24 protein-coding genes and 1 riboswitch are annotated in these 25,255 nt (G+C 64.5%); of the genes, 6 read left to right on the forward strand and 18 right to left on the reverse strand.

Annotated features, from left to right (window positions below; translation table 11 throughout):
• The first annotated feature begins 17 nt into the window (after nt 1-17).
• Nucleotides 18-698: a FadR/GntR family transcriptional regulator gene (locus NCS03_RS02475; RefSeq protein ID WP_033536533.1), complete on the forward strand. Its 681-nt coding sequence runs from the start codon at nt 18-20 to the stop codon at nt 696-698.
• On the opposite strand, the gene NCS03_RS02480 is transcribed toward NCS03_RS02475, so the two are convergent.
• Entirely contained in the window at nt 695-1,555 is an 861-nt protein-coding gene (locus NCS03_RS02480; RefSeq protein WP_034470664.1) for an MBL fold metallo-hydrolase, read from the reverse strand. The two genes, NCS03_RS02475 and NCS03_RS02480, sit on opposite strands and share 4 nt — an antisense overlap.
• Nucleotides 1,556-1,706: 151 nt before the next feature.
• On the opposite strand from NCS03_RS02480, the gene NCS03_RS02485 reads away from it, so the two are divergent.
• Complete coding sequence (locus NCS03_RS02485; protein ID WP_008351458.1) at nt 1,707-2,720, forward strand: DedA family protein/thiosulfate sulfurtransferase GlpE; 1,014 nt, start codon at nt 1,707-1,709, stop codon at nt 2,718-2,720.
• Nucleotides 2,721-2,727: 7 nt separating this feature from the next.
• Here NCS03_RS02485 and NCS03_RS02490 read toward each other — a convergent pair whose 3' ends face one another.
• The 14 genes from NCS03_RS02490 to NCS03_RS02555 all read right to left on the reverse strand — a co-directional run bounded on the left by NCS03_RS02490 (nt 2,728) and on the right by NCS03_RS02555 (nt 17,594).
• Nucleotides 2,728-3,657, reverse strand: coding sequence for a DMT family transporter (locus NCS03_RS02490; RefSeq protein ID WP_250501723.1), 930 nt, complete (start codon nt 3,655-3,657; stop codon nt 2,728-2,730).
• Between the two features lie 147 nt (nt 3,658-3,804).
• Nucleotides 3,805-4,191 carry a lactoylglutathione lyase gene (gene gloA, locus NCS03_RS02495; RefSeq protein WP_008351454.1) on the reverse strand — a complete coding sequence of 129 codons (387 nt, stop codon included), beginning with the start codon at nt 4,189-4,191 and terminating at the stop codon, nt 3,805-3,807.
• Between the two features lie 77 nt (nt 4,192-4,268).
• A complete protein-coding gene (locus tag NCS03_RS02500; RefSeq protein ID WP_034470804.1) occupies nt 4,269-5,195 on the reverse strand; it encodes a M48 family metallopeptidase in 927 nt (308 codons plus the stop codon).
• Nucleotides 5,196-5,277: 82 nt separating this feature from the next.
• On the reverse strand, nt 5,278-6,051 hold the full coding sequence (locus tag NCS03_RS02505) for a lysophospholipid acyltransferase family protein (RefSeq protein WP_008351449.1): 774 nt from the start codon (nt 6,049-6,051) through the stop codon (nt 5,278-5,280).
• A gap of 10 nt (nt 6,052-6,061) precedes the next feature.
• On the reverse strand, nt 6,062-6,634 hold the full coding sequence (gmhB, locus tag NCS03_RS02510) for a D-glycero-beta-D-manno-heptose 1,7-bisphosphate 7-phosphatase (protein ID WP_008351447.1): 573 nt from the start codon (nt 6,632-6,634) through the stop codon (nt 6,062-6,064).
• Between the two features lie 12 nt (nt 6,635-6,646).
• Nucleotides 6,647-8,746, reverse strand: a complete 2,100-nt coding sequence (gene glyS / locus NCS03_RS02515) for a glycine--tRNA ligase subunit beta (protein WP_008351445.1) — start codon at nt 8,744-8,746, stop codon at nt 6,647-6,649.
• Between the two features lie 17 nt (nt 8,747-8,763).
• Entirely contained in the window at nt 8,764-9,792 is a 1,029-nt protein-coding gene (gene glyQ, locus NCS03_RS02520) for a glycine--tRNA ligase subunit alpha (RefSeq protein WP_250528720.1), read from the reverse strand.
• A gap of 172 nt (nt 9,793-9,964) precedes the next feature.
• Nucleotides 9,965-11,632 (reverse strand): apolipoprotein N-acyltransferase, encoded by a 1,668-nt coding sequence (gene lnt / locus NCS03_RS02525; protein ID WP_008351439.1) that lies wholly within the window; start codon nt 11,630-11,632, stop codon nt 9,965-9,967.
• Nucleotides 11,633-11,713: 81 nt separating this feature from the next.
• Nucleotides 11,714-12,619, reverse strand: coding sequence for a CorC family transporter (locus NCS03_RS02530; RefSeq protein WP_008351437.1), 906 nt, complete (start codon nt 12,617-12,619; stop codon nt 11,714-11,716).
• A 201-nt stretch (nt 12,620-12,820) separates the two neighbouring features.
• Complete coding sequence (locus NCS03_RS02535) at nt 12,821-13,510, reverse strand: gamma-glutamylcyclotransferase (protein ID WP_008351435.1); 690 nt, start codon at nt 13,508-13,510, stop codon at nt 12,821-12,823.
• Nucleotides 13,511-13,545: 35 nt separating this feature from the next.
• Nucleotides 13,546-14,007, reverse strand: coding sequence for an rRNA maturation RNase YbeY (gene ybeY / locus NCS03_RS02540; protein ID WP_008351433.1), 462 nt, complete (start codon nt 14,005-14,007; stop codon nt 13,546-13,548).
• Entirely contained in the window at nt 14,007-15,125 is a 1,119-nt protein-coding gene (locus NCS03_RS02545; protein ID WP_250496614.1) for a PhoH family protein, read from the reverse strand. The genes ybeY and NCS03_RS02545 overlap by 1 nt, the downstream gene beginning before the upstream one ends.
• 21 nt (nt 15,126-15,146) lie before the next feature.
• Nucleotides 15,147-16,508 (reverse strand): tRNA (N6-isopentenyl adenosine(37)-C2)-methylthiotransferase MiaB, encoded by a 1,362-nt coding sequence (gene miaB, locus NCS03_RS02550; protein WP_008351429.1) that lies wholly within the window; start codon nt 16,506-16,508, stop codon nt 15,147-15,149.
• Between the two features lie 114 nt (nt 16,509-16,622).
• On the reverse strand, nt 16,623-17,594 hold the full coding sequence (locus tag NCS03_RS02555; protein ID WP_200889180.1) for a LysR family transcriptional regulator: 972 nt from the start codon (nt 17,592-17,594) through the stop codon (nt 16,623-16,625).
• A gap of 104 nt (nt 17,595-17,698) precedes the next feature.
• Here NCS03_RS02555 and NCS03_RS02560 point away from each other — a divergent pair, with 104 nt between their 5' ends.
• Both NCS03_RS02560 and NCS03_RS02565 read left to right on the forward strand, forming a co-directional pair.
• On the forward strand, nt 17,699-18,877 hold the full coding sequence (locus tag NCS03_RS02560; RefSeq protein ID WP_034470678.1) for an MFS transporter: 1,179 nt from the start codon (nt 17,699-17,701) through the stop codon (nt 18,875-18,877).
• Between the two features lie 37 nt (nt 18,878-18,914).
• Nucleotides 18,915-19,601: an HAD family hydrolase gene (locus NCS03_RS02565; protein ID WP_008351424.1), complete on the forward strand. Its 687-nt coding sequence runs from the start codon at nt 18,915-18,917 to the stop codon at nt 19,599-19,601.
• A 3-nt stretch (nt 19,602-19,604) separates the two neighbouring features.
• On the opposite strand, the gene ribB is transcribed toward NCS03_RS02565, so the two are convergent.
• A complete protein-coding gene (gene ribB, locus NCS03_RS02570) occupies nt 19,605-20,315 on the reverse strand; it encodes a 3,4-dihydroxy-2-butanone-4-phosphate synthase (RefSeq protein ID WP_250433912.1) in 711 nt (236 codons plus the stop codon).
• Between the two features lie 174 nt (nt 20,316-20,489).
• A riboswitch (FMN riboswitch) is annotated at nt 20,490-20,653 on the reverse strand.
• 108 nt (nt 20,654-20,761) lie between these two features.
• Nucleotides 20,762-22,258 (reverse strand): glycerol kinase GlpK, encoded by a 1,497-nt coding sequence (gene glpK / locus NCS03_RS02575; RefSeq protein ID WP_250456579.1) that lies wholly within the window; start codon nt 22,256-22,258, stop codon nt 20,762-20,764.
• 224 nt (nt 22,259-22,482) lie between these two features.
• Between glpK and NCS03_RS02580 the strand changes: the two genes are divergently transcribed.
• On the forward strand, nt 22,483-22,863 hold the full coding sequence (locus NCS03_RS02580) for a hypothetical protein (RefSeq protein ID WP_034470682.1): 381 nt from the start codon (nt 22,483-22,485) through the stop codon (nt 22,861-22,863).
• Between the two features lie 73 nt (nt 22,864-22,936).
• On the opposite strand, the gene NCS03_RS02585 is transcribed toward NCS03_RS02580, so the two are convergent.
• On the reverse strand, nt 22,937-23,134 hold the full coding sequence (locus tag NCS03_RS02585) for a hypothetical protein (protein ID WP_008351420.1): 198 nt from the start codon (nt 23,132-23,134) through the stop codon (nt 22,937-22,939).
• Nucleotides 23,135-23,594: 460 nt separating this feature from the next.
• Between NCS03_RS02585 and ggt the strand changes: the two genes are divergently transcribed.
• Nucleotides 23,595-25,232, forward strand: coding sequence for a gamma-glutamyltransferase (gene ggt, locus NCS03_RS02590; RefSeq protein WP_250456577.1), 1,638 nt, complete (start codon nt 23,595-23,597; stop codon nt 25,230-25,232).
• Nucleotides 25,233-25,255 lie beyond the last annotated feature (23 nt).

The raw sequence follows: 25,255 nt of genomic DNA on the forward strand, positions 1-25,255 counted from the left end.
AAATATGAAGGGAGACCATCATTTACCGCGATCTGCATGGCCGTGTGACGCATGAACTGGGCATGGCGATCCTGCGCGGCGACTTTGCGCCGGGTTCGCCATTGCCGCGCGAAGCGGAACTGATGGAGCGCTTCGGCGTGAGCCGCACGGTGTTGCGCGAGTCGTTGCGCACGCTGACATCGAAAGGATTGATCGAGTCGCGGCCGAAAGTCGGTACGCGCGTGCGCGCGCAAGACGCGTGGAATCTGCTCGATGCCGACATGCTCGACTGGTACTCGCGCGTCGCGCCGCCGCTGCAATTCGCACTCAAGCTTCAGGAAATGCGCGAGATGATCGAGCCGTACGCCGCCGCGCTCGCCGCCGACAACCACGAAGAACGCACGCGCGAACGACTCACGCGCGCGCATCAGGCGATGGCGGACGCGCAGAACGTCGATGAATGGGTGCGCGCCGATCTCGACTTCCATCTGGGCGTGCTCGCCGCGTGCAGCAACGAATTGCTGATTCCGCTCGGCGCGCTGATCGAGCGCACGCTCGAAGGCCAGTTGCGCCTGAACGCGAAGCGCGCCGACGTCTACAACGCGTCGCTCGCGGAACATACGGCGGTTTTCGAAGCGATCATCGCGCGCGATTCGAACGGCGCGCGCCGCGCGATGGCCGGTCTGCTTGGTGTGACACGCGGCCGGATTGAAGGCTAGAACGCGTTCAGCGGAATCTTCAGATAGGTCGTGCCGTTGCTCGCCGCGTCGGGAAAGTGGCCCGCGCGGATATTGACCTGAATGGCGGGCAAGATGAGCGTCGGCATGCCGAGCGTCGCGTCGCGCGCCTCGCGCATCGCGACGAACTCGTCCTCGGTCTTGCCGCCGCCGACGTGGATGTTCTTCTCACGCTGCTCGCGCACCGTGGCTTGCCATTGCGGAGCGCGCGTCTCCGGCGGATAGTCGTGACACACGAAAAGCCGCGTGTCGGGATCGAGCGCGAGCAGGCGCTGAATCGATCGATACATCGCGCGGGCGTCGCCGCCCGGGAAATCGCAGCGCGCGGTGCCCAGATCCGGCATGAAGAGCGTGTCGCCGACGAACACCGCATCGCCGACGCGATACGCCATGTCGGCGGGCGTATGTCCCGGCACGAAGAGCGCGGTTGCTTCGAGCGCGCCGATCATGAACCGCTCGCCGTCGGCGAACAGATGATCGAACTGCGAGCCGTCGAGCTGGAACTCGGGTTCGAGATCGAAGATCTTCTTGAACACGCCCTGCACCGTGCGTATCGACTCGCCAATTCCGATCTTCCCGCCGAGCGTGCGTTTCAGATACGGCGCCGCCGAGAGATGATCGGCGTGCGCGTGCGTCTCCAGAATCCATTCGACGGAAAGCCGCTGGTCCCGCACGAACGCGACGACCGCATCGGCGGATTTCGTCGATGTGCGGGCGGCTTTGGGATCGTAGTCGAGCACCGGATCGACGATAGCCGCGGCGGAGCCGGGCGCTTCGTAGACGACGTACGTCATCGTGCCGGTGTTGATGTCGAAGAAGGGCTGAATGATCGCTTGCACGTTGATTCCCCCGGTGCGTCACGCGATCCTGTGCTTTTGCGGCCCGGATGGATTGGGCGTGTTTGTCAGGATCGCGATACAGTGTAACCCTTTGCGCCGGGCATCGATGCGCCGGCCGTCGTCTTCGCGAAAGCTCCATCGAGAGGTTTGAATGCCGCACGTCCCGACCGCGCTCGCGTCGTCCTGGGGCGCGTGGGCCGTGTTCGTCAGCGTCCTCGCGACGCAGCTCGGCGTGCCGGTCCCCGCCGCGCCGATGCTCATTCTCGCCGGCACGCTCGTCGCCGCCGGCAACGTGCCGTTCTGGCAAATGCTGGTGGCCGCAGTGCTCGCGGTGCTCATCGCCGATTCCTTGTGGTTCACCGCGGGCCGTCTCTACGGCCGAACCTTTCTCAATTCGCTCGTGCGCTTCTCGCTGTCGATCGATACCACGCTGCGCACCGCGCGCCGATGGTTCGAGCGCTTCGGCGTGCCGCTGCTCGCGCTGTCGAAGTTCGTGCCGGGGCTCGGGCTCGTGTCGGCGCCGCTGCTCGGCACCACGCAGATCGAAGTGCGCGTCTTCGTGTTGTGGGATCTGATCGGCGCGACGGCCTGGGCGAGCTTCTGGATGCTCGGCGGCGCGGCGCTCGAGGCGCAGATCGGCCGGCTCATCGAACTGGTGCGCGCGAACGGCACGACGCTGATCGACGTGCTCGTGATCATCGCGCTCGGCTTCGTGCTGTATCGATGGATCCGGCGCGAGCAGTTTCGTCAGTGGCTCGCGAAGTATCACATCACGCCCGATCAGCTCGACGCGATGATGCACTCCGACACGCCACCCGTGATCTACGACGCGCGTCCGGCGGACATTCGCCGTCGCGAGCCGTATCGCATCGCGGGCGCGATCGCGCTCGATCTCGATTCGCCGGATCGCGTCGATCAGTTGTATGCGGAGCACGAGGTCGTCGTGTATTGCGTGTGTCCGAACGAGGCGACGGCGAAGACCATCGCGCGTCAATTGCGGGCGAAGGGCTTCAGACACGTGCGGCCGCTGAAGGGCGGGCTCGATGCGTGGGAAAAGCACGGCTATCCGACCGAGCCGATTCCGCCCGAGCACTTGCGCGCGCCCGCCGATCACGACGACATCGATCACGATATGGTGACGATCCGCGCGACCGCGCCGGAATGAGCCGACCCTAGCTGCGGCGCGCCGGCCGGTTCACGAGCGCGATGCCCGCGAGGACCATCGCGGCGGCGACCATGAAGCGCGCGGTGAAATGCTCGCCGAGCAAGAGCACGCCGAAGGTGACGCCGAAGATCGGCGTGAGAAACGAGAACACGGAAAGCCGCGACGCCATGTAGCGCGTGAGCAGCCAGAACCACGTCAGATAGCTGATGAACGCGACGACGATCGCCTGATACGCGAGACTCGCGATCGCTATGGGCGACACGGCTTCGACGTGCGTCTGCCCGATGCCCGCCGCGAGCACGAGCAGCAGAACCGCCGATACCGCCAGCTGATAGAACAGCGTCTTGCTCGCGCTCGCATGGGAGAGCGCGGACGCGCGCACGACGACCGTCGTCGCGGCCCAGAAGATGCCGGCCATGATGCCGAGCGCATCGCCAGCGATGCCTTGCAACGTCGATGCGCTATTCGGATTGCCGTGCAGAAAGCCGTCCGCGAACGCGAGCGCGATGCCGCAGAACGCGAGCACGATGCCGCTCCACTGCGTGCGCGAAAGCCGCTCGCCCGCGACGAACCAGTGCAGCCCGAGCGCGGTGAAACAGGGCGCGGTGTAGAGAAACACGGCCATGCGTGTGGCCGTCGTGAGACTCAGGCCGAAGAAGATGCAGACGAATTCGCCGCCGAACAGCACGCCCGCGAGCAGTCCGGCGGGCAGCGTGTCGTCGCGCTGAAAGAGCGGCACGCCGCGCGTGCGCGTCCAGATCCATACGAGCAATGTCGCGATCAGCGAGCGGATGCCGGCCTGCAGCATCGGCGGAATCGAGGCGTTGGCTTCCTTGATCGCGACTTGCTGGAATCCCCACGCGCCGCAGAGGGCGATCATCACGATGACGGCGGTGGCGTCGGGGGCGCGGCGCAGGGAGAGGGATGGCGAGCTCATCGGCTGTCGGTTAAGCGTGCACTGATCTGGAGCGTCGATTGTGCCAGCGAACCGCTGCGATGAACGAAAGGTCGGGACGAGCCCGTGGAGATTGCGCGCCGCGACGAGCGTGCGGCGCGCGCTTTGAAAGCGTGGATTGAGCGCGGTTCAGGAATGCTTTTCGATCAGTTCGACCTTGTAGCCGTCCGGATCTTCGACGAACGCGATCACCGTCGTGCCGCCCTTCACCGGACCGGCTTCGCGCGTCACCTTGCCGCCCGCCTGACGGATGCGCTCGCACGCATCGGCGGCGTTATCGACTTCGAGCGCGATATGGCCGTAAGCCGTGCCGAGATCGTACTTGTCGGTGCCCCAGTTGTAGGTCAGTTCGAGCACGCTGTTCTCGCTTTCCGGGCCGTAGCCGACGAACGCGAGCGTGTACTTGTACTCGGTGTTTTCGCTTTGACGCAGCACATGCATGCCGAGAATGCGCGTGTAGAAATCGATGGAACGCTGCAGGTCGCCGACGCGCAGCATCGTGTGGAGGAGTCGCATGGTGGGATTCCTGTTTGTAGGTTTGCGGGGACAGGAATGAAATTGTACCGTCGGCGCTTTTTACGCGCTGACCGCGCTCACAGTGCCGGCAGCAAGTCCGGTGGATGATGCTTGAGCGTATGCCGCGCCTCGCGGAACTCGGGGAAGATCGATTCCACCGTCTGCCAGAAACGCGGGCTGTGATTCATCTCGCGCAGATGCGCGAGCTCGTGCGCGACGACGTAATCGATGATCGACATCGGAAAATGGATGAGCCGCCAGTTGAGGCGAATCTTGCCGTCGCTGGAGCAACTGCCCCAGCGCGTCGCCGCCGACGACAGCGCATACGCGCGGTACTCGACGCCGAGCTTCGCCGCATAGACCGCGAGCCGCGCACCGAAGATGCGCTTCGCTTCGCTTTGCAGCCAGCCTTGCACGCGATCCTTGATCTGCTGCGCGTCGGCGGATGCTGGCAGCGGAAGCGTGAGCACGCTGGTTTCGTCATCGAACGAAAGCGCGCTCGCAGAGTTGAGCGACACGCTGATCGTCTTGCCGAGAAACGGAAACTGCGCGCCGTCCTTCCATTCGATGCGCGGCAGCGCGCGCTGCTCCACGCGCGTCTGCCATTCGGTGAGCTTCCTGACGATCCAGTTCTGCTTGTCGAGAATCGCGCTTTCGATATCGGCGATCGTCACCCAGCGCGGCGCGGTGATCGCGAGCCCGGTTCCGTCGATGCAAAAGCCGATCGTGCGCCGCGACGAACGACGCAACCGGTATTCGAGCGCGCCCGCTTTGAGCACGATGCGACGCAGGCGCACGCCATCGGGCAGCGGTGCGGTGGGCGCGTTCGGTGCAGCGGGCGTGAGGACGGGAACGGGATCGGCGGGGGGGACATCGCCGCGCAGCGGAGCCGGTCCGTTCGCGGGCGGCGCGCCGGAGTAAGCCGGCGCATGCTCGAACGGCAGATCGAGTTGCAGGGTATCGAGCGCGACGGCGGGGCGCTGTCGCGAAGGGGCTTTCTGCATCGGCTCCGCTTTGCGCTCACGGCGCAGGAATGACGAGAAGAAAGAGTAGGGCACGCCTCGGCTCGAATCGAACGCCGCCGCGTCAGCGGCCCGCGCCCGCAGCGCCGGCTTTGGCCGGCTGCGCGTTCGGCACGGCGTAAGCGTGCGGATCGATGCGGCGCATTTCCGTCTCGATCCAGCTTTCGACGCGCGCGTTCACTTCCTCGGGCGTGAGACCGGCCGTATCGATCGGCTTGCCGACCGACACCGTGACTATACCCGGATATTTGATGAACGAATTGCGTGGCCACACGTGACCGGCGTTGTGCGCGATGGGCACGACCGGCGCGCCGGTTGCAACCGCGAAGCGTGCGCCGCCGGTCTTGTACTTGCCCTGGCTGCCGACGCGTGTGCGCGTGCCTTCGGGGAACATGATGATCCACGCGCCTTCGTCCATGCGCGCGCGGCCTTGTCTGGTGACGGAGACGAAGGCGTCGCGGCCCTGCTTGCGATCGATGTGCACCATCTTCAGGAGTCCGAGCGCCCAGCCGAAGAACGGCACATAGAGCAGCTCGCGCTTGAACACGTAGCAGAGCGGCCGCGGCATCAGCGCGGGAAACGCGAGCGTCTCCCATGCGGACTGATGCTTCGACAGCAGCACGGCCGGACCATTCGGCAGGTTCTCCATGCCTTCGATCGTGTAGCGAATGCCGATCAGATGCCGCAGCACGACGATCGTCGACTTGCACCAGCCGGCGGCCATCCAGTAGCGCTTGTCGGCGCGCATGAACGGAAACGCGATGAAGCAGGCGATCGCGTACGGCACCGTGTACACGACGAAGTAAAGCATCAACAGCAACGAACGGATGAAGCGCATGGAATATCTGTTACTGAGCCGCGGCGCGATCCTGATGCCGCGCGAGGAAATCGAGCGCGAATGCGCGCAAGTCCTTGTGAACGAGGGTGCCTTCGGGCAACTGGCCTTCCTTGAGCGTCTTTTCGCCTTTGCCGGTCAGCACGAGATGCGTGGGAAAGCCGAGCGCCGCGCCCGCCTGGAGATCGCGCAAAGAATCGCCGACGACCGGCGTATCTTCCGGATCGATCTCGAAGCGGTCGATGATCTGTTGCAGCATGCCGGGCCGGGGCTTTCTGCAATCGCACTGATCTTCGGCCGTGTGCGGGCAGAAAAACACCGCGTCGATGCGCCCGCCGACGGCCGCGACCGCGCGATTCATCTTCTGATGCATTGCGTTGAGTGCGGCCATGTCGAATAGACCGCGCCCGATGCCCGACTGATTCGACGCGATCGCCACGCGATAGCCCGACTGGTTCAGCCGCGCGATCGCTTCGAGACTGCCGGGAATGGCGACCCATTCGTCCGGCGACTTGATGAAGGCATCCGAATCGACGTTGATGACGCCGTCGCGATCGAGGATGACCAGTTTGCGGTTCATGACCATGGGCGGCGTTTCTTAAGCAGCGAGCTTCGAGATGTCGGCGACGCAGTTCATCTGCTGATGCAGCGCGTTGAGCAGCGCAAGACGATTGTTGCGCAGCGCCGGGTCTTCCGCGTTCACCATCACGTCGTTGAAGAACGTATCGACGGATTCGCGCAACGCGGCGAGCGCGGTGAGCGCCTCCGTATAGTTGCGCGCGGCGAGCTGGCTTTGCACGCGCGGCGTCACTTGCTCGATCTGCGCGTACAGATCCTTCTCGGCCGCTTCGACGAGCAGTTCCTTGTTGACCACCGAAGGCGCGCCTTGCTCCGACTTCTTCAGAATGTTCGAGATGCGCTTGTTGGCCGCCGCGAGCGCCGCGGCTTCCGGCAGCGCCGCGAATTCGCGCACGGCGTCGAGGCGCGCGACGATGTCGTCGAGGCGCGTCGGGTTCAGGCTCAGGACCGCTTCGATATCGTTCGCTTCGAAGCCGCGCTCGCGCAACAGTCCGCGCAGACGATCGAGGAAGAAGGCGTAGACCGCTTCGGTCGAATCGGCGACTTGCGGCATGCCCGCGAACTGACGTTGCGCCGCGCCGACGAGATCGCGCAGATCGACCGGCAGCTTCTTTTCGAGCAGGATGCGCAGCACGCCCAGCGCGTGACGGCGCAGCGCGAACGGATCTTTCTCGCCCGTCGGCGCGAGCCCGATGCCCCAGATGCCGACGATCGTTTCGAGCTTGTCCGCGAGCGCGACCGCGGCACCGACGCCCGTCGACGGCGTTTCGTCGCCCGAGAAGCGCGGCTGATAATGCTCCGAGCACGCGAGCGCGACTTCTTCCGGCTCGCCGTCGTGACGCGCGTAGTACGTGCCCATCGTGCCTTGCAGCTCGGGGAATTCGCCGACCATGTCGGTCAGCAGATCCGCCTTCGCGAGACGCGCGGCGCGGCGCGTCAGCGCGGGATCGACCCCGACCATCGGCGCGATTTCGCCCGCGAGCGCTTCGAGACGCTCGACGCGCTGCAGCGTCGAGCCGAGCTTGTTGTGATAGACGACGTTCGCGAGCAGCGGCACGCGATCTTCGAGGCGCTTCTTCTTGTCCTGCGTAAAGAAGAACTTTGCGTCGGCGAGGCGCGGGCGCACGACGCGCTCGTTGCCTTCGACGATCTCGCCGGGCGTCTTCGTATCGATATTCGACACGATCAGAAAACGCGAGCGCAGCTTGCCGTTCTGGTCCGTGAGCGCGAAGTATTTCTGGTTCGTCTGCATCGTGAGGATCAGACATTCCTGCGGCACCTGCAGGAATTCCTCGTCGAAGCGGCATTCGTAGACGACCGGCCATTCGACGAGCGCGTTCACTTCGTCGAGCAGCGCTTCGGGCATCACGACGCGATCTTCGCCCGCAAACGCCTGCAGTTGCGTGCGGATCGATTCGCGGCGATCGTCGAAGTTCGCGACGACGCGGCCTTTGTCGAGCAGGGTGTCGGCGTAGTCGTCGGCATGAGCGATCGCGACGAAGCCTTCCGACATGAAGCGATGCCCGATGGTCGTATCGCCCGCATCGACGCCAAGCGCGCTGACCGGCACGACGTCGCGGCCGTGCATCGCGATCAGGCGCTGCACCGGACGCACGAACTGCACGCTGGTGCCGTCCGGACGCTGATACGTCATGACCTTCGGAATGGGCAGCTTGCCGAGGGTTTCGTCGAGCGCGGCTTGCAGGCCGTCGGCGAGCGTCGCGCCGGGCGCGGCGTAGCGCAGGAAGAAGGCTTCGGCCTTGCCGTCCTGCGCGCGTTCGAGTTCGGCGATGGGAAAGTCGGGGAAGCCGAGCGCCGCGAGTTTCTTCGCGAGCGGCGGCGTGGGGTTGCCTTCCTTATCGAGCGCGACCGTTACCGGCAAGACTTTCTCGCGCACCTGCTTTTCCGGCGCGACATCGCGCACATTGCGGATGAGCACGGCGAGGCGGCGCGGCGTCGCGTACTTTTCGAACGAAGGCGCGCCGTCGATGAGATCGCGCGCGGCGAGACGCTCGACGATGCCATCGGCGAAAGCGGTGCCGAGACGCGCAAGCGCTTTCGGCGGCAGTTCTTCGGTGAGCAGCTCGACGAGGAGCGAAGCGTGGTTGGATTGCGTCATTGTTCTAGCGAGCCTCGTCAAGCCTGTTCGTTGTTGCTGGGTTCGCCCGGCGGCGTGCTTTCCACCTTGAGCGGCGGCGCCCATGCCGGACGCTGCGCTTCCTGCTCGTCGCTGACGAGATCGCGATCGCCCTTGACCGGATTGCCGAGCATCGGGAAGCCGAGCGCTTCGCGCGAATCGTAATAAGCCTGCGCCACGAGGCGCGACAACGCACGGATGCGGCCGATATACGCCGCGCGCTCAGTCACGGAAATGGCGCCGCGCGCATCGAGCAGATTGAACGTATGGCCGGCCTTCAGCACGAGCTCATACGCGGGTAGCGCGAGCTTCGCATCGATCATCTTCTTCGCTTCTTCTTCGTAGCTCTTGAAGAACGTGAACAGCAGATCGACGTTCGCGTGCTCGAAGTTGTACGTGGACTGCTCGACCTCGTTCTGGTGATACACGTCGCCGTAGCTGAGGCGGCGCAGTTCGCGGCCGTTCGGGCCGTCTTCTTCCCATTCGGTCCAGATGAGGTCGTACACGTTCTCGACCTTCTGCAGGTACATGGCGAGGCGTTCGAGACCGTAGGTGATTTCGCCGAGCACGGGCTTGCAGTCGATGCCGCCCGCTTGCTGGAAGTACGTGAACTGCGTCACTTCCATGCCGTTGAGCCACACTTCCCAGCCGAGTCCCCAGGCGCCGAGCGTCGGGTTCTCCCAGTCGTCCTCGACGAAGCGCACGTCGTTCTGCTTCAGATCGAAGCCGAGCGCTTCGAGCGAGCCGAGGTACAAATCGAGGATGTTTTCCGGCGCGGGCTTCAGCACGACCTGATACTGATAGTAGTGCTGCAGGCGGTTGGGATTCTCGCCATAGCGGCCGTCCTTCGGGCGGCGCGACGGTTGAACGTAGGCCGCGCGCCACGGCTCCGGGCCGATCGCGCGCAGGAACGTGTGGACGTGCGAGGTGCCTGCGCCGACTTCCATGTCGATCGGCTGGAGGAGCGCGCAGCCCTTTTCGTTCCAGTAGGACTGCAGCGTCAGAATGATTTGCTGGAAAGTGAGCATGATTGCCTTTTGCGGGCGAACGCGGCGCGGCCATCGTCGTGACGACGCGACTCGGAGGCTCGGCCGAAGTACTTAAACGGAGAATTTTAGCCGAACGGACGGGCGGGTGCGGCTTTTTGGGAGAAGGCGGGCCGCGTCGCATCGCGCGACGCGGCTTTGTTTCAGCCGATGTTCAACGCTCGCCCGAACGTTTCCGATTCGGCGCGAATGCGAACGCGAACGCCAGCAGAATCAGCGATACCGCGATCACCGTCATGTTCCCGCTCGTCACATACGGCGTGCTGCCCGACGTGCCTTGCACGCGCGCTTCGAGCACGCCCGTGGCGAACGTCGGCAGCTTCGAGATGACATCGCCGTTGGCCGCGATCGCCGCCGTCATGCCGGTGTTGGTCGCGCGCAGCATCGGCCGGCCGGTTTCCATCGACCGCATCCGTGCGATCTGCAAGTGCTGATCGAGCGCGATGGTATTGCCGAACCACGCGAGATTCGTCGAGTTGATGAGAATGCCCGCGGGCGTTTCCTGCTCGCGGATCGTGCGCGCGATCTCTTCGCCGAAGATGTCCTCGTAGCAGATATCGACGGCGACCGGCTGGTTGTGCACGACGAATGCCTTCTGCGCGATCGGCCCGCGCGCGAGATCGCCGAGCGGAATGCCCATCATGCGCACGAACCAGTGAAAGCCGGGCGGCACGAATTCGCCGAAGGGCACGAGATGATGCTTGTCGTAGCGATACACGCCGTTCACATGCGGCGTGACGCCGAAGAGACTGTTGGTGAAATCGGTTGCGCGGCCATCGGGCAGAATCGTGACGCCGATCGCGCCGAAGAGAATCGACGAGTTCGTGTCGTCGGCGAAATTGCGGATCGCGACGGCGAAATCCTGCGGAATCTGCACCGACAGCACCGGCAGCGCGGTTTCCGGCGTGACGATCAGATCAGCGGGCTTCTCGGTGATGAGGCGCTTGTAGAGCGCGAGCGAGTCATCGACGCCCGACTGCTCGAACTTCATTTCCTGCTTCACGTTGCCTTGCAAGAGACGCACGTCGAGCGGTGCGTTGGCGGGCGTCGTCCATTGAACGAGCGACAGCAGCATGCCCGCGACGATCAGCGCAACCGCGACGACGCCCGGCGCGAACGCGAGCCGCCGCGTCTTGCGCAAGTGATAGACGGCCTGCACGATCAGCGCGGCGACGAGCGCGAGCACCCAGCCGACGCCGTACACGCCGACGATCGCGCTGAAGCCCTTGAGCGGACCGTCGACTTGCGCATAACCGCTCGCGAGCCAGGGAAAGCCGGTGAACACGAGGCCGCGCAGCCATTCGCCGAGCGCCCAGGCGCTCGCGAACGCGAACGCGCCGTGCCATGTCGGCGCATAGCGCGGCGATGCTTCGATGTCGCGTGCGGTGGCGGCGTCTTCATCGCCGAAGCGCGCGCGCCCCGCGACGAACGACCAGACCACGCTCGACAACGCCGGATAGATCGCGAGATACAGCGAGAACAGTGCGACGGCGGCGGCGGCGAGCGGCGCGGCCATGCCGCCGTAGACATGCATGCTGATGTAGAGCCACCACACGCCCGTCACGAAGTTGCCGAAGCCGAATGCCCAGCCGGTCGCGGCGGCGCTTTTCCAGCCGTTCGTGCGCGAGAGCCACGAGAAGAACAACGCGAACACGGCGAGCTCGATCCATCCGCCGTGCGGCGTCGGCGCGAAGGAGAGCGTATTGATCGCGCCGAGCACGGCCGCGACGAGGTAATGCCAGAACGGCAATGCGCGACGCGTATCGGGTGTCACGGAGACGTCGCGTTGACGGGAGAGAAAGCGAAACGATGAATCGGCCATTGATGACGGTCGAGATGAAACGGCAAAAGCGAGTGTAGGACTGACAGCGGGCGCCGTTCGGCTGCGGCGCCCGCGAAGCGCTTAGTCGCGCAGTTCGTCTTCGTCGTCGCCCGCGTGGTGATGTTGCTGCGCGAGATTCGGCACGCGCCGCACGAGAAGAACGTGAATCTGGCGGGCGTCGCCGCGCAGGATCTCGAACACGAAATCGTCGATGCGTACTTTTTCGCCGCGATGCGGCACGCGCCCGAAGCGATGCGTGACGAGTCCGCCGATGGTATCGACTTCTTCGTCGGAGAAATCGGTGCCGAATTCCTCGTTGAATTGCTCGATGCCGGTGAGCGCGCGCACGCGATACTTGCCGTCGGGCGTCGCGATGATATTGCCGGCTTCCTCGTCGAAGTCGTATTCGTCCTCGATGTCGCCGACGATCTGTTCGAGCACGTCCTCGATCGTGATGAGGCCGGCGACGCCGCCGTATTCATCGACGACGATCGCGATGTGATTGCGGTTCACGCGAAAGTCGTGCAGCAGTACGTTCAGACGCTTCGATTCGGGGATGAAGACGGCGGGGCGCAGCATGCCGCGCACGTCGAATTCTTCTTCGGCGTAGTAGCGCAGCAGGTCTTTCGCGAGCAGCACGCCGATGACGTTGTCGCGATTGCCTTCGTACACCGGATAGCGCGAGTGTGCTTTTTCGAGCACGAAGGGGATGAATTCCGCGGGCGTTTCCGCGATGTTGATGGCGTCCATCTGGGCGCGCGGCACCATGATGTCGCGCGCGCAGAGGTCGGACACCTGAAAGACGCCTTCGATCATCGAGAGCGAGTCGGCGTCGAGCAGGTTGCGCTCGTGCGCGTCCTGAAGCACTTCGAGAAGTTCGTCGCGCGATTCCGGCTCGTGCGAGATGAAATCGGTCAGGCGTTCGAGGAGCGAGCGCTTTTCTTGCGGTTTGTCGGTGTGGCGTCGACTGGGATAGGGATCGTTCATAGCGGAGCGCCCGGGAGTTCCCGGGCGCAGGTTAGCGGAAAGTTAAGCATACACCAAGGCAAAAAGCGGGCTGCGTGGCGCGGCGCGCATGACTTCAGCCATGCTAGCCGATAAATGTGCGAGAAGTATGTCCAGCGGAAAGCGTTGGCCGAATGGACGATATCAGGCGCGAAAATCATATGGAGGCAAAAAGCGCCAACGTCAGCGTCCGCCCTGCGCCTGGCAACGCTTCAACAACGCCTCCAGCGCCCGATCCGGCATGCCGCTCTCGCGCAGCGCCTCCACCGTCCGGCTGACGTAATCCAGCGTCGTCCCATATCGGCCGCTCGCGCAGCCGAGCACCGTTCGCACGACCGGATCGGCGAGCTTGCCGGTATAAGACGCCGCATCGCGCCGCATGACGAACGCGAGCGCATCGACGCGCCGTCCGTCCGCGAGCGTACAGGGCAGCCACGCGGGGCGGTACGAACCCATCGCCATTTCGCGGCGCCACAGCACGTCGAGATGCTCGATCGCTCCGACGCCCGCGAGCCGGAACGCCATGCCGGTGCACGAGCCGCCGCGATCGAGTGCAAGCACGAGACCCGGCTGCTCCGGCGTGCCGCGATTCACGCGCGACCACAGATAAAGCCCGCGATGATAGCCATGCACTTTGCCGCGCACCGCTTCGACTGTCGGCAGCCCGGGGTTCCAGATCAGCGAACCGTAGCCGAAGAGCCACACGTCCGACTCGCCGTCCCAATGCGCGAACGCCGCCTCGCGCGATGCCGCAAGTTCGGCATCCGTCCACAATGCGGATTCGCCGAGCGCGGGCGGATAGCCGGCGCACGGCTCGGGCGCGATGTCAGGAAGTGACTCGGGATGCGTGGGTTCGGGCAGCTTGTCGTTCACGGCGCGTTGGGAACATCGGGGACATCGGACCGGCTTCAGGTCGAAGGCACGTAAGGATCGGAAAATCCCAGAGACTGCATGATATCCGTCTCGATGGATTCCATCTCTTGCGCTTCGCTCTCGACTTCATGGTCGTAGCCCTGCGCATGGAGCGTGCCGTGGACGATCAGATGCGCGTAATGCGCGGCGAGCGGCTTGCCCTGTTCGGCCGCCTCGCGCTCGACGACCGGGCAGCACAGAATCAGATCGCCCGCGACCGGATCGTCCTCCGATTCTGCATACGCGAAAGTCAGCACGTTCGTCGCGTAATCCTTCTGCCGATACGTGCGGTTGAGCATCCGGCCTTCTTCTTCGTCGACGAAGCGCACGGTCAGTTCGGCGTCCGCGAACAGCGACGCCTTGATCCAGCGGGCGACCGTCGCGCGCGGCAGGATCGCCTTGTGCGACGGATACGCCTTCGCCGCTGGAAACTGCAGGGTCAACGTGAGGCGCGGCATTATTCGGGCTTCTGCGCTTGCTGTTGCGCAGCGCGCGCGGCCTCGGCGAGCGCGGCGTCTTTCTGCGATTGCGCGTCGTAAGCCTCGACGATGCGCGCGACGAGCGGATGCCGCACCACGTCCGCCGACGTGAAATGCGTGATCGCGATGCCGCGCACTTCCGACAGCACATGCTGCGCCTCGATCAGGCCGCTCTTGTGGCCGCGCGGCAAGTCGACCTGCGTCGTATCGCCGGTGACGACCGCCTTCGAGCCGAAGCCGATCCGCGTCAGGAACATCTTCATCTGCTCGGGCGTGGTGTTCTGCGCTTCGTCGAGGATGATGAACGCGTGATTCAGCGTGCGCCCGCGCATGTACGCGAGCGGCGCGATTTCGATCATCTGGCGCTCGAACATCTTCGCGGTCTTGTCGAAGCCGAGCAGATCGTAAAGCGCGTCGTAAAGCGGACGCAGATACGGATCGACCTTCTGCGCGAGATCGCCCGGCAGAAAACCGAGCCGCTCGCCCGCTTCGACGGCGGGGCGCGTCAGCACGATGCGCTTGACCTGATCGCGCTCGAGCGCATCGACCGCGCACGCGACCGCGAGATACGTCTTGCCCGTGCCCGCCGGCCCGATGCCGAAGGTCACGTCGTGCGCGATGATCTGCTTCAGATACTCGCGCTGCGCGGGCGTGCGTCCGCGCAGATCGGCGCGTCGTGTGTAGAGCTTCGGACCGTGGTCTTCGTCTTCGCCGAGATCGATCGTCGCGCTCGGTTCATCGAACGGATGATCGGGATCGCCACGAAAACGCGGATCGATTTCGCCTTCTTCGCCGTTAGCGTCGCGCGCATCCTTCGCGCGACGCGTCGCATGACGCGCTTCGACGAGCGCGAGCTGAATGTCGTCGACGGAAATCGGATCCCGCGCGCGGTTGTAGAAGTTTTCGAGCGCCGCGAGCGCGACTTTGGCGCCACGTCCGCGAATCGCGATCTTGTGGCCGCGTCGCGAAAGCGTCACATCGAGCGCCTGCTCGATCTGCCGCAGGTTTTCGTCGAGCGGGCCGCAGAGGTTGGCGAGCCGCGCGTTGTCGTCGCGCGGAGCGGTGAATTCCAGATGCTGCGTGGGAGCGTTCTTCAAAGTGAACTTGAGTTCCTGTCTTTAGTGCGCAAGCTCGGGCGCCATGACCAGTTCGCCGCGCAGCGAGTGCGGATAGGCATGCACGATCTTCACGTCGATCATCTGGCCGATGAGCCGCGCGTGCGATTCTGCCGGCGCCGGGAAATTGACGACGCGATTGTTCTGCGTGCGTCCCGCGAGTTCGTTCGGATCCTTGCGCGCCGGGCGTTCGACCAGAATGCGCTCGACCTTGCCGACCATCGATTCGCTGATGCGCTGCACGTTTTCCTCGATCGTCGCCTGCAAATGCTGCAGACGCTTCAGCTTGACTTCGCGCGGCGTGTCGTCGTGCAGATTCGCTGCCGGCGTGCCGGGGCGCGGGCTGTAGATGAACGAGAAGCTCGTGTCGTAGCTCATCTCGTCGACGAGCGCCATCATCTTGTTGAAATCGTCTTCGGTCTCGCCGGGAAAGCCGACGATGAAATCCGTCGACAGCGACAGATCCGGGCGGATCGCGCGCAACTTGCGGATGACCGACTTGTATTCGAGCACGCTGTAGCCGCGCTTCATCGCCATCAGAATGCGATCCGAGCCGTGCTGCACCGGCAAATGCAGATGCGAGACGAGCTTCGGCACTTTCGCGTAAGTGTCGATCAGGCGCTGCGTGAATTCCTTCGGATGCGACGTCGTATAGCGGATGCGTTCGATGCCCGGAATGTCCGCGACGTATTCGATGAGCGTCGCGAAATCCGCGATCTCGCTCGAACCGAGCGTCAGCGCGCCGCGATAAGCGTTCACGTTCTGGCCGAGCAGCGTGACTTCGCGCACGCCCTGGTCCGCGAGACCGGCGACTTCGGTGAGCACGTCGTCGAGCGGGCGAGACACTTCCTCGCCGCGCGTGTACGGCACGACGCAGTAGCTGCAGTATTTCGAGCAGCCTTCCATGATCGACACGAACGCGCTCGGGCCATCGACGCGCGCCGGCGGCAGATGATCGAACTTCTCGATTTCCGGAAACGTGATGTCGACCTGCGCGCGGCCGGTCGCGCGGCGCTGATCGATCATCGCGGGCAGACGATGCAGCGTCTGCGGACCGAACACGAGATCGACATACGGCGCACGCGCGACGATCGACGCGCCTTCCTGACTCGCGACGCAACCGCCGACGCCGATCAGCAGATTCGGGTTCGCTTCCTTCAGCTCGCGCACACGGCCGAGATCGGAGAACACCTTCTCCTGGGCTTTTTCGCGCACCGAGCACGTATTGAACAGAATGACGTCCGCGTCTTCGGGCGTATCCGTCTTGATGAGTCCTTCCGCCGCGCCGAGCACGTCGACCATCTTGTCGGAGTCGTACTCGTTCATCTGGCAGCCGAAGGTCTTTACATAAACTTTCTTGGTCATGAATCGTCGCCGGTCGCAGTGGTTAACCTGGGGGCGCTGTAAAAGAGATTAAAGAGGGAATTTGCGGCGCAATTACACTGATCTGCACCGCTTTTTACTGTATTTGACCCAATATTATAGCTCTGGCCGCCATTCCCGACGCTTCCCGCGCGCGTCGGGCGGATACGCCAGGTCGCCGAGCAGGTCGTTCGTCGTTTTTTCGAAACGCTCGACGAGAAAGTCCAGCAGCACCCGCACGCGCGGCGCCATGTAGCGATTGGCGTGAAAAAGCGCGTGCACGGCGGCTTCGTGCGTACACCAGTCGGGCAACACCATCTGCAGCGTGCCGGCGCGCACGTCGGCGGCGATATCCCAGATCGATTTATGCGCGATGCCGTGGCCCGCGAGCGCCCATTCGCGCAGCAGCGCGCCGTCGTTGGTTTCCCAGGCGTCGGCGAGCGGAATCGTGTACGCGTAACGCTCGTCGCCGCGCACGAAGACGAGCTCGTTGAGCGGCCCGTTCGCCGTAACGACGACGAGGAAGTCATGCCCGGTCAGATCGGCGGGCGTTTCGGGCACGCCCATGCGCGCGAGATACGCGGGCGACGCGCACAGCACGCGGCGATTCGGCGCGAGCGCGCGGGCGGCGAGGCCGCTGTCGGGCGGGGCGCCGAAGCGGATCGCGAGATCGATCTCTTCCAGCAAAAGATTCGACACCGAATCCGATAGTGTGAGCGCGAATTTCACGTCCGGATGCAGCGCGCTGAATCCGTCGAGCCAGCCGTTCAGCATCGAGCGACCGAAATTCGATGTCGCCGAAATGCGAACCTTGCCGCGCACGACGTTCTGGCCGGCCTGCAGCGCGGCTTCGGCATCGTCGATCGCCTGCAGCGCGATCCGGCAATGCTGCAAATACACGCGGCCTTCGTCGGTTACGCGCAATTGGCGCGTCGTGCGCTCGAAGAGCCGCGTGTGCAGCGCTTTTTCCAGCTTGATGAGCCGCGCGCTCGCCGCCGCCGGCGACAGGCCCAGCTTGCGGCCCGCCGCCGACAGGCTTCCCGCCGACGCAGCTTCCACGAACAGGCGCATGTCGCCGAGCCGATCCATCGTCATTTTCAAATCCGGTTTGAGAATAATTCAAAGGGTAGGCCAATTCTCAAATCGCTGCGCGGCTTGCACAATGCGCTACGTGTAAACCCTTCCACCTCATCATGCCTCTTCCACTTCTCGCGCTTGCGATCAGCGCATTCGCCATCGGCACGACGGAGTTCGTCATCATGGGCCTCTTGCCCAACGTGGCGCACGATCTCTCCGTGACGATTCCATCGGCGGGGCTGCTCGTCACGGGCTACGCGCTCGGTGTCGCGGTCGGCGCACCGCTGCTCGCCGTGCTGACGAGCAAGCTGCCGCGCAAGCTCGCGCTGCAGTTGCTGATGCTCGTGTTCATCGTCGGCAACGTGCTGTGCGCGCTCGCGCCGGGCTATGGCCTGCTGATGGTCGCGCGCGTCGTGACGTCGTTCGCGCACGGCTCGTTCTTCGGCATCGGCGCGGTCGTGGCCGCGTCGCTCGTCCCGGCGGAAAAGCGCGCGAGCGCCATCGCGCTGATGTTCACCGGGCTCACGCTCGCGAACGTGCTGGGCGTGCCGTTCGGGACGTTCATCGGGCAGGAGCTCGGCTGGCGCGCGACGTTCTGGATCGTCGCGGGCTTGGGCGTATTGTCCGCGCTCGGCGTGACCGCGCTCGTGCCGAACCGCCACGACGCCGCGCCGAGCACGCTCGGCCGGGAAGTGCGCGTGCTGCGCGACGGCCAGGTCTGGCTCGCGCTTACGATGACGGTGCTCGGTTTCGGCGGCGTGTTCGTCGTGTTCACGTACATCGCGCCGATTCTCGAACAGGTGGGCGGCTTCTCGCCGCGCGCCGTCACGCTGATCCTGGTGCTGTTCGGCGTCGGGCTGACGATCGGCAACACGATCGGCGGCAAGCTCGCGGACCGCGCGCTGATGCCGTCGCTGATGGGCATTCTGTTCGCGCTCGCCGTCGTGATGGCGGTGTTCGCGAAGACGAGCCACAGCCAGACCGGCGCGATCCTGACGATTTTCGTCTGGGGCATCGCGGCGTTCGCGACGGTGCCGCCGTTGCAGACGCGCGTCGTCGAGAAAGCGAAGGACGCGCCGAATCTCGCTTCGACGCTCAATATCGGCGCGTTCAACGTCGGCAATGCGGGCGGCGCGTGGCTCGGCGGCGCGGTGCTGACGCACGGTCACGGTCTCGACGCGCTTCCGTGGGCCGCGGCGGCGGTCGCGCTGGCCGCGCTCGCGGTGACGTGGTTCGCCGCGCGCCTGGATGTCCCGCGCGTTACCTCGGACATAAAAGCAGCCGACGCTTGCTGAGCGCTTATCATGTTGGCTCAACGTAATTCGAGCCAACATGATCGATCATCTCATCTGCGATTGCGACGGCGTGCTCGTCGATAGTGAAGTCATCGCGGATCGCGTGATGCTGGACGTGCTCACCGAGACGTTTCCCGGCATCGACTTCAGACCGGTCGTCAAGACGGCTTTCGGACAGCAGACCTCGCGCTTCCTGACTCATCTGGAGACGAAGTTCGGCATCGTGATGCCGCCCGATTTCGTCGATACGATCGAGGCGCGCGTCTCGGTGGAACTCGCGCGCTCGGTCGGACCGATCGCCGGCGTGCGCGCCGCGCTGGAAGGCTGCGGCCTGCCGGTGGCGGTCGTGTCGAACAGCCGGATGGAGCGCGTGCGCGCGTCGGTGCGGCGGGCGGGGCTCTCCGAGATCGTCGGCGCGCGCGTGTTCAGCGCGCAGCAAGTCGAGCGGCCGAAGCCTTATCCCGACGTATATCTGCTCGCGGCGCGCACGCTCGATGTCGCGCCCGAGCGCTGCCTCGTCGTCGAGGACAGCGTCGCCGGACTGACGGCGGCGCGCGCGGCGGGCATGAAGACCATCGCGTTCGTCGGCGCGAGCCATATTCCGTCCGGCTACGCGCAAGTGCTGCGCGAAACCGGCATCACGCGAATCATGGAGCACATGGACGAGCTGCCCGCGCTCGTCGCGGCGGGCGTGCGCGGGGATTTCGGCGACGTGCTCTCCTGATCCTTACGCCGCTTCCTCGACGGATTCACGTGCGGCCGCAAGCGCCGCGCGGAATTCCACCAGTTCCGCGATGGTCAGCATCGGCAGGCCGCGCTCCTGCGCGAAACGCTCGACTTGCGCGCCGCGCGTCATGGTGCCGTCGGCGTTCATCAGTTCGCAGAGTACGCCGGCAGGCTTGAGGCCGGCGAGGATCGCCAGGTCGACCGTGCCTTCGGTGTGACCACGCCGCGCGAGCACGCCGCCGGGCATCGCGCGCAGCGGAAAGACGTGGCCGGGCCGCACGATGTCCGCCGGCTTCGCGTTTTCGGCGATCGCCGCGCGGATCGTCGTGACGCGATCCGCCGCCGATACGCCCGTCGTCACGCCTTCACGCGCTTCGATCGATACGGTGAACGCCGTGCCGTAGCGGCTGCCGTTCGCGGCGGCCATCGGCGGGAGTTCGAGCGCGCGTACTTTGTCGTCGGGCAGACACAGGCACACGATGCCGCTGCATTCGCGGATCAGAAGGGCCATGGTGGCGTCGGTGAGTTTTTCGGCGGCGACGATCAGATCGGCTTCGTTCTCGCGATCGTCGTCGTCCTGAAGCACGACCGGACGGCCTTCGCGCATGGCGTCGAGCGCGGCGGCGATGCGCGGCGGAACGTCGAACGAAGCGAGCTGGGGAAGGTCGGCAGAAGCGTCATCGGCGATGACGGCCGGTGTGGCGAACGACAGGTTGGCAGCTTGGGACTGGGACATGTGAAACGCTCTCGCAGGAAATGTAAGCGAAAAACGTTTCAGGGCATTGCAAACAGACAGAACGGCACCCCACGGCGACGCGCCAAGAGGCGCGGCGGCGTCCGGTTCGGCACGATGCGGAAATCGCCAAGGGGACGGACATGACCATCTGCACATCTTCTCTCATCCGGACTATGACCGTCGGCTCTGGCATCTCACCAGATCTGCTGACCCCGCGCGTGAATCCTGCGCGGGCGCTCGCGGGCTCGTGGTCCGGCCGCGAAGCCTCGCCACATACCGCCGGTGGGGAATTGCACCCCGCCCTGAAGACGTACTCGATGCCGGCAAGCCGCAAGGCTCACGAGCTTTTTTAGGATACCGCACGCCGGCGGTTTTTGCACCGCCGCATGACGCGAAAGGGTGCGATACGCCATGCATAGCCGTTAGCTGTCCGCCCATGCCTTCGCGGCGTTGACCGCGCGGCGCCACCCGGCGAGGCAGGAATCGATCTCCGGTTTCGGCATCGACGGCGTGAAGCGGCGCTCCAGTTGCCATTGCGCCTTGAGTTCGTCGACGTCCTTCCAGTAGCCGACCGCGAGCCCCGCCAGATAAGCCGCGCCGAGCGCCGTCGTCTCGGCGATGCGCGGACGCGCGACATCGACGCCGAGAATGTCGGCCTGGAATTGCATCAGCAGATCGTTCGCGCAGGCGCCGCCATCGACACGCAATTCGCCGATGCGGATGCCCGAGTCCGCTTCCATGGCTTTCAAGACGTCGAGGGACTGATAGGCGATCGAATCGAGCGCCGCCCGCGCGACATGACTCGATGTCGTTCCGCGCGTGACGCCGAAGAGCGTGCCGCGTGCGCGCGCGTTCCAGTGCGGCGCGCCGAGCCCGGCGAACGCAGGCACGAGATACACGCCGTCGCTGTGCGGCACGCCGCGCGCGAGCGTCTCGATTTCGCTCGCGCGCCGGATGAGGCCGAGGCCGTCGCGCAGCCATTGAACGACCGCGCCCGCGATGAAGATGCTGCCTTCGAGCGCATAGCTGACGTGATCGCCGATCTGCCAGGCAATCGTGGTGACGAGGTTGTTGCGCGACTCGATGGGCTTGTCGCCCGTGTTCATGACGAGAAAGCAGCCGGTGCCGTAGGTGTTCTTCACCATGCCGGAATCCGTGCACATCTGGCCGAAGAGCGCGGCGTGCTGATCGCCGGCAAGCGCTGCAAGCGGGACATCGGCGTTGAACACGGTGCCTCGCGCCGTGCCATAACGTTCCGACGACGTCCGCACTTCGGGAAGCATGCTGCGGGGAATGTCGAGCGCGTCGAGCAGTTCGTCGTCCCAGCGGCGTTCGTGAATGTTGAAGAGCATCGTGCGCGAGGCGTTCGTGACGTCGGTGACATGCAAGCCGTGACGCGTGAAATTCCACACGAGCCAGCTATCGACGGTGCCGAACGCGAGCCGCCCTTGCTTCGCCTTGTCGCGCGCACCTTCTACGTTATCGAGAATCCAGCGGATTTTCGTCGCCGAAAAGTATGCGTCGATAGGCAAACCGGTTTTCGCGCGCACCATCGCTTCGAGGCCGCGCGACTTGAGCTCGTCACAGAAGCCGGCCGTGCGGCGGTCCTGCCAGACAATCGCGTTATAGACCGGCGCGCCCGTCTCGCGATCCCAGACGATCGTAGTCTCGCGCTGGTTCGCTATGCCGACTGCCGCGATCGAAGCAGCGCTCGCGCCGGCGCGCGTGACGGCTTCCGCGGCGACGCCTGCCTGCGTCGACCAGATTTCGCGCGGATCATGTTCGACCCAGCCCGCCTCGGGATAAATCTGCTGGAATTCCTTCTGCGCCAAGGACACGATGTTGCCGTTCCGGTCGAACAGCATGGCCCGTGAGCTGGTGGTGCCCTGATCGAGCGCGAGAACGTACTGATCCTGCATGGTCTCCTCCGGTTCGAACGGACATCGACGTTTCGGGCAGCAAAGGCGCTGTCCGTTTGCGCAATCTATCGGAGCGAGGCGACGCGGACAAGCTGGCCGAACGGCATAAGCCGCGCGACATCGACCGCTCGAATGCGGATTTGGCCTATGCCATTCGGCCGAGTGGCGCGGCGTTCGTGTTCGTCCGATACTGGCGGCACGAAACCGATTGAAGGGTGAGTGCGATGCGTATGCTGTTGATTTCCGGCGTGCTGGGCGCGGCGCTTCTGACGGGCTGCGTGGGCACGCCCAGCCTGGACGGCTCATTGGGCGCGCCGTCGTTCAGCGCGCTGCAGGACATGTGCGGGACCTCGCCCGTCGACTACGGCGCGGACGCGCAATCGGTCTATTCAGCCTTCTACGATGCCTATGTGGCCGAACGGCGCGGCGGGTTGCAGAAGGAGCGCTTCTGCGCGTTCCAGGCGGCGATTGCAGAACGGTATCGTGCTTATCGCGCGAACCCCGGCCCCGAAGCGCAAAGCGCGTGGGCCAAGTTCTTCCTGGAGCAGCGCGCGCAGGCGTTGAGCTGGCGTGCGGCAGTGGACCCGACACTGCGGGCCGGCTGACGCGACTTGACGCTAGGTGAAGGGAAAGTGAAGCGGACGCGGCCTTGCACCGCGTCCCGAGTCCTGCCGCGTGCTACGAGTAACGCTTGAAAGCCTTGACTGTGGAGTCGCCGGTGGCGGTGAGGCGCCATTGCTGACGTCCCGATGCGAGATTTTCGAGTTGGACGAGCTGACGTTCGAGCAGGGCGTCGAGCTCTTCGCGTTCCATGTCGACCTGATTAGGCGCTTCCTGAACCAATAGCAGCGTGGCGAATTCGTGCGGACTCAGCATTGTGTTCTCCATGACGACCGAACGGCATAAGCAACCGGCCTTGTAAGCCGGGTCTTTTTGCTTCGAAACGTTGTACGGGAAAACTGAAAAATCGCCGGGCAAACGCGTCGATTTTGTGCTGCGGATGCCGGGAATTGGGATTGTAGGCAAGCGTCTGACAAGTGCCAAATTTGCCGAGAAAATTTTGGCTTTGACTTTTTATCAATGCAGAAGCGGTTCATCGCTCACGCGAATTCGAAGAATCCACTTGAGGTTCGTGCGGCGGCGCACACAAGGATCGGCATGCGAGCACACGCAATCAGCGACGCCTGATCGCCCGGTTAATGCGCAATCCGCATTAATTTATACGATAAATGAATTTGTTTTGGATTAAGCGGACAATGCAATATTCCCCCTTTGCCCGGATTGGCCACAAGGTCGGCCCGCACGTTCTGCCCGCTGGAATTTCGGACTTCATTCAATGACTCGCTTCAACTGGCAAAACCCGTATCCCACCCCGCGCCTTCCGGTGTTCGCCCGCAATATCGTTTCGACATCTCATCCGCTCGCCGCGCAGGCCGGTCTGCGCATGCTATGGAAGGGGGGCAATGCGGTCGATGCAGCCATCGCGGCCGCGGCGGCCATTACCGTGGTGGAACCCGTGTCATGCGGGCTGGGCGGCGACGCTTTCGCGCTCGTCTGGGACGGTCGGAAGCTGCACGGGCTGAATGCTTCGGGCGTATCGCCGGCGGCGTGGAACGTCGATTATTTCCGGCGCAAGTACGGCGAGGAAAACGGTCTCGCGCGCCAGCCCAAGCGCGGCTGGGACGCCGTGACGGTGCCGGGTGTCATCGCCGGGTGGGAAGCGTTGCACGCGAAGTTCGGCACGCTGCCCTTCGCGGATCTGATGGAGCCAGCCATCGAAATCGCCGAGCGCGGTCATGCGGTGGCGAGCATCGTCGCCTACAAGTGGGCGGCGGCGGTGCCGGAGCTCAAGGACATGCCGGGTTTCGCCGATGTATTCATGCCGCACGGCCGCGCGCCTGACGTGAGCGAACTCGTGCGCTTTCCCGGCCACGCGAAAACGCTGCGCCTGCTCGCGCAGCAAGGTCCGCGCGCGTTCTACGAAGGCGAGATCGCCGAGCGCATCGCCGCGTTCGCGCGCGCGGGCGGCGCGGCGTTGACGATGGACGACCTGCGCAACTATCGCGCGGACTGGGTCGAGCCGATCAGCAAGGATTATCGCGGCTACACGGTGCACGAGATTCCGCCGAACGGACAGGGCATCGCGGCGCTCATCGCGCTCGGCATTCTCGACAAGTTCGACGTGAGCGCTTTGAACGTCGATCGCATCGAGTCGCAGCATCTGCAAATCGAGGCGATGAAGCTCGCCTTCGCGGATGTTTATCGCTACGTCGCCGATCCGCGCTCGATGGAAGTCACGCCGGAACAGATGCTCGACGACGCCTATCTGACCGAACGCGCGAAGCTCATCGATCCGAAAAAGGCGACGCACTTCGACTTCGGCATGCCCAAGGCGGGCGGCACCATCTATATGTCCGTCGCCGATGAGCGCGGCATGATGGTCAGCTTCATCCAGTCGAATTACATGGGCTTCGGTTCGGGCGTGGTCGTTCCCGACACAGGCATCGCGCTGCAGAACCGCGGTTGCGGCTTTTCGATGGATCCGAAGTCCGCGAACGTCGTGGAAGGCGGCAAGCGTCCGTTCCATACCATCATTCCGGCTTTCCTCACTCAGCAGGTCGATGGCAGGCAGGAAGCCGTCATGAGCTTCGGCGTGATGGGCGGCGACATGCAGCCGCAAGGCCATCTGCAATCCATCGTACGCATGCTCGACTACGGCCAGCAGCCGCAGGCCGCGTGCGACGCGCCGCGCTGGAAGGTGAACCGCGACTTCACGATCGACATCGAAGCCACGCTCGATCTCGAAACCGCGCGCGCGCTCGAGGGTCTCGGCCACACGATCAAGTCCATCGACGATCCCTACATGGACTTCGGCTCCGGCCAGTACATCTGGAAGCTGGATCGCAATGATCCGGAGCGCGGCTATGTCGCGGCGAGCGACAGCCGGCGCGACGGACTCGCCGCAGGCTTCTGAGGCTGCCATCGGAGGCCGCGCCG

The organism is Caballeronia sp. ATUFL_F1_KS4A, assembly GCF_023630905.1.
Lineage (GTDB): Bacteria > Pseudomonadota > Gammaproteobacteria > Burkholderiales > Burkholderiaceae > Caballeronia > Caballeronia zhejiangensis.

Excerpts from the sequence above, each read along its gene's own strand:
- NCS03_RS02485 (WP_008351458.1), top strand. The coding sequence starts at position 1,707 with ATGCCGCACGTCCCGACCGCGCTCGCGTCGTCCTGGGGCGCGTGGGCC.
- NCS03_RS02490 (WP_250501723.1), bottom strand. The coding sequence starts at position 3,657 with ATGAGCTCGCCATCCCTCTCCCTGCGCCGCGCCCCCGACGCCACCGCC.
- gloA (WP_008351454.1), bottom strand. The coding sequence starts at position 4,191 with ATGCGACTCCTCCACACGATGCTGCGCGTCGGCGACCTGCAGCGTTCC.
- NCS03_RS02500 (WP_034470804.1), bottom strand. The coding sequence starts at position 5,195 with ATGCAGAAAGCCCCTTCGCGACAGCGCCCCGCCGTCGCGCTCGATACC.
- NCS03_RS02505 (WP_008351449.1), bottom strand. The coding sequence starts at position 6,051 with ATGCGCTTCATCCGTTCGTTGCTGTTGATGCTTTACTTCGTCGTGTAC.
- gmhB (WP_008351447.1), bottom strand. The coding sequence starts at position 6,634 with ATGGTCATGAACCGCAAACTGGTCATCCTCGATCGCGACGGCGTCATC.
- glyS (WP_008351445.1), bottom strand. The coding sequence starts at position 8,746 with ATGACGCAATCCAACCACGCTTCGCTCCTCGTCGAGCTGCTCACCGAA.
- glyQ (WP_250528720.1), bottom strand. The coding sequence starts at position 9,792 with ATGCTCACTTTCCAGCAAATCATTCTGACGCTGCAGTCCTACTGGAAC.
- lnt (WP_008351439.1), bottom strand. The coding sequence starts at position 11,632 with ATGGCCGATTCATCGTTTCGCTTTCTCTCCCGTCAACGCGACGTCTCC.
- NCS03_RS02530 (WP_008351437.1), bottom strand. The coding sequence starts at position 12,619 with ATGAACGATCCCTATCCCAGTCGACGCCACACCGACAAACCGCAAGAA.
- ybeY (WP_008351433.1), bottom strand. The coding sequence starts at position 14,007 with ATGCCGCGCCTCACGTTGACCCTGCAGTTTCCAGCGGCGAAGGCGTAT.
- miaB (WP_008351429.1), bottom strand. The coding sequence starts at position 16,508 with ATGACCAAGAAAGTTTATGTAAAGACCTTCGGCTGCCAGATGAACGAG.
- NCS03_RS02555 (WP_200889180.1), bottom strand. The coding sequence starts at position 17,594 with ATGGATCGGCTCGGCGACATGCGCCTGTTCGTGGAAGCTGCGTCGGCG.
- NCS03_RS02560 (WP_034470678.1), top strand. The coding sequence starts at position 17,699 with ATGCCTCTTCCACTTCTCGCGCTTGCGATCAGCGCATTCGCCATCGGC.
- NCS03_RS02565 (WP_008351424.1), top strand. The coding sequence starts at position 18,915 with ATGATCGATCATCTCATCTGCGATTGCGACGGCGTGCTCGTCGATAGT.
- glpK (WP_250456579.1), bottom strand. The coding sequence starts at position 22,258 with ATGCAGGATCAGTACGTTCTCGCGCTCGATCAGGGCACCACCAGCTCA.
- NCS03_RS02580 (WP_034470682.1), top strand. The coding sequence starts at position 22,483 with ATGCGTATGCTGTTGATTTCCGGCGTGCTGGGCGCGGCGCTTCTGACG.
- NCS03_RS02585 (WP_008351420.1), bottom strand. The coding sequence starts at position 23,134 with ATGCTGAGTCCGCACGAATTCGCCACGCTGCTATTGGTTCAGGAAGCG.
- ggt (WP_250456577.1), top strand. The coding sequence starts at position 23,595 with ATGACTCGCTTCAACTGGCAAAACCCGTATCCCACCCCGCGCCTTCCG.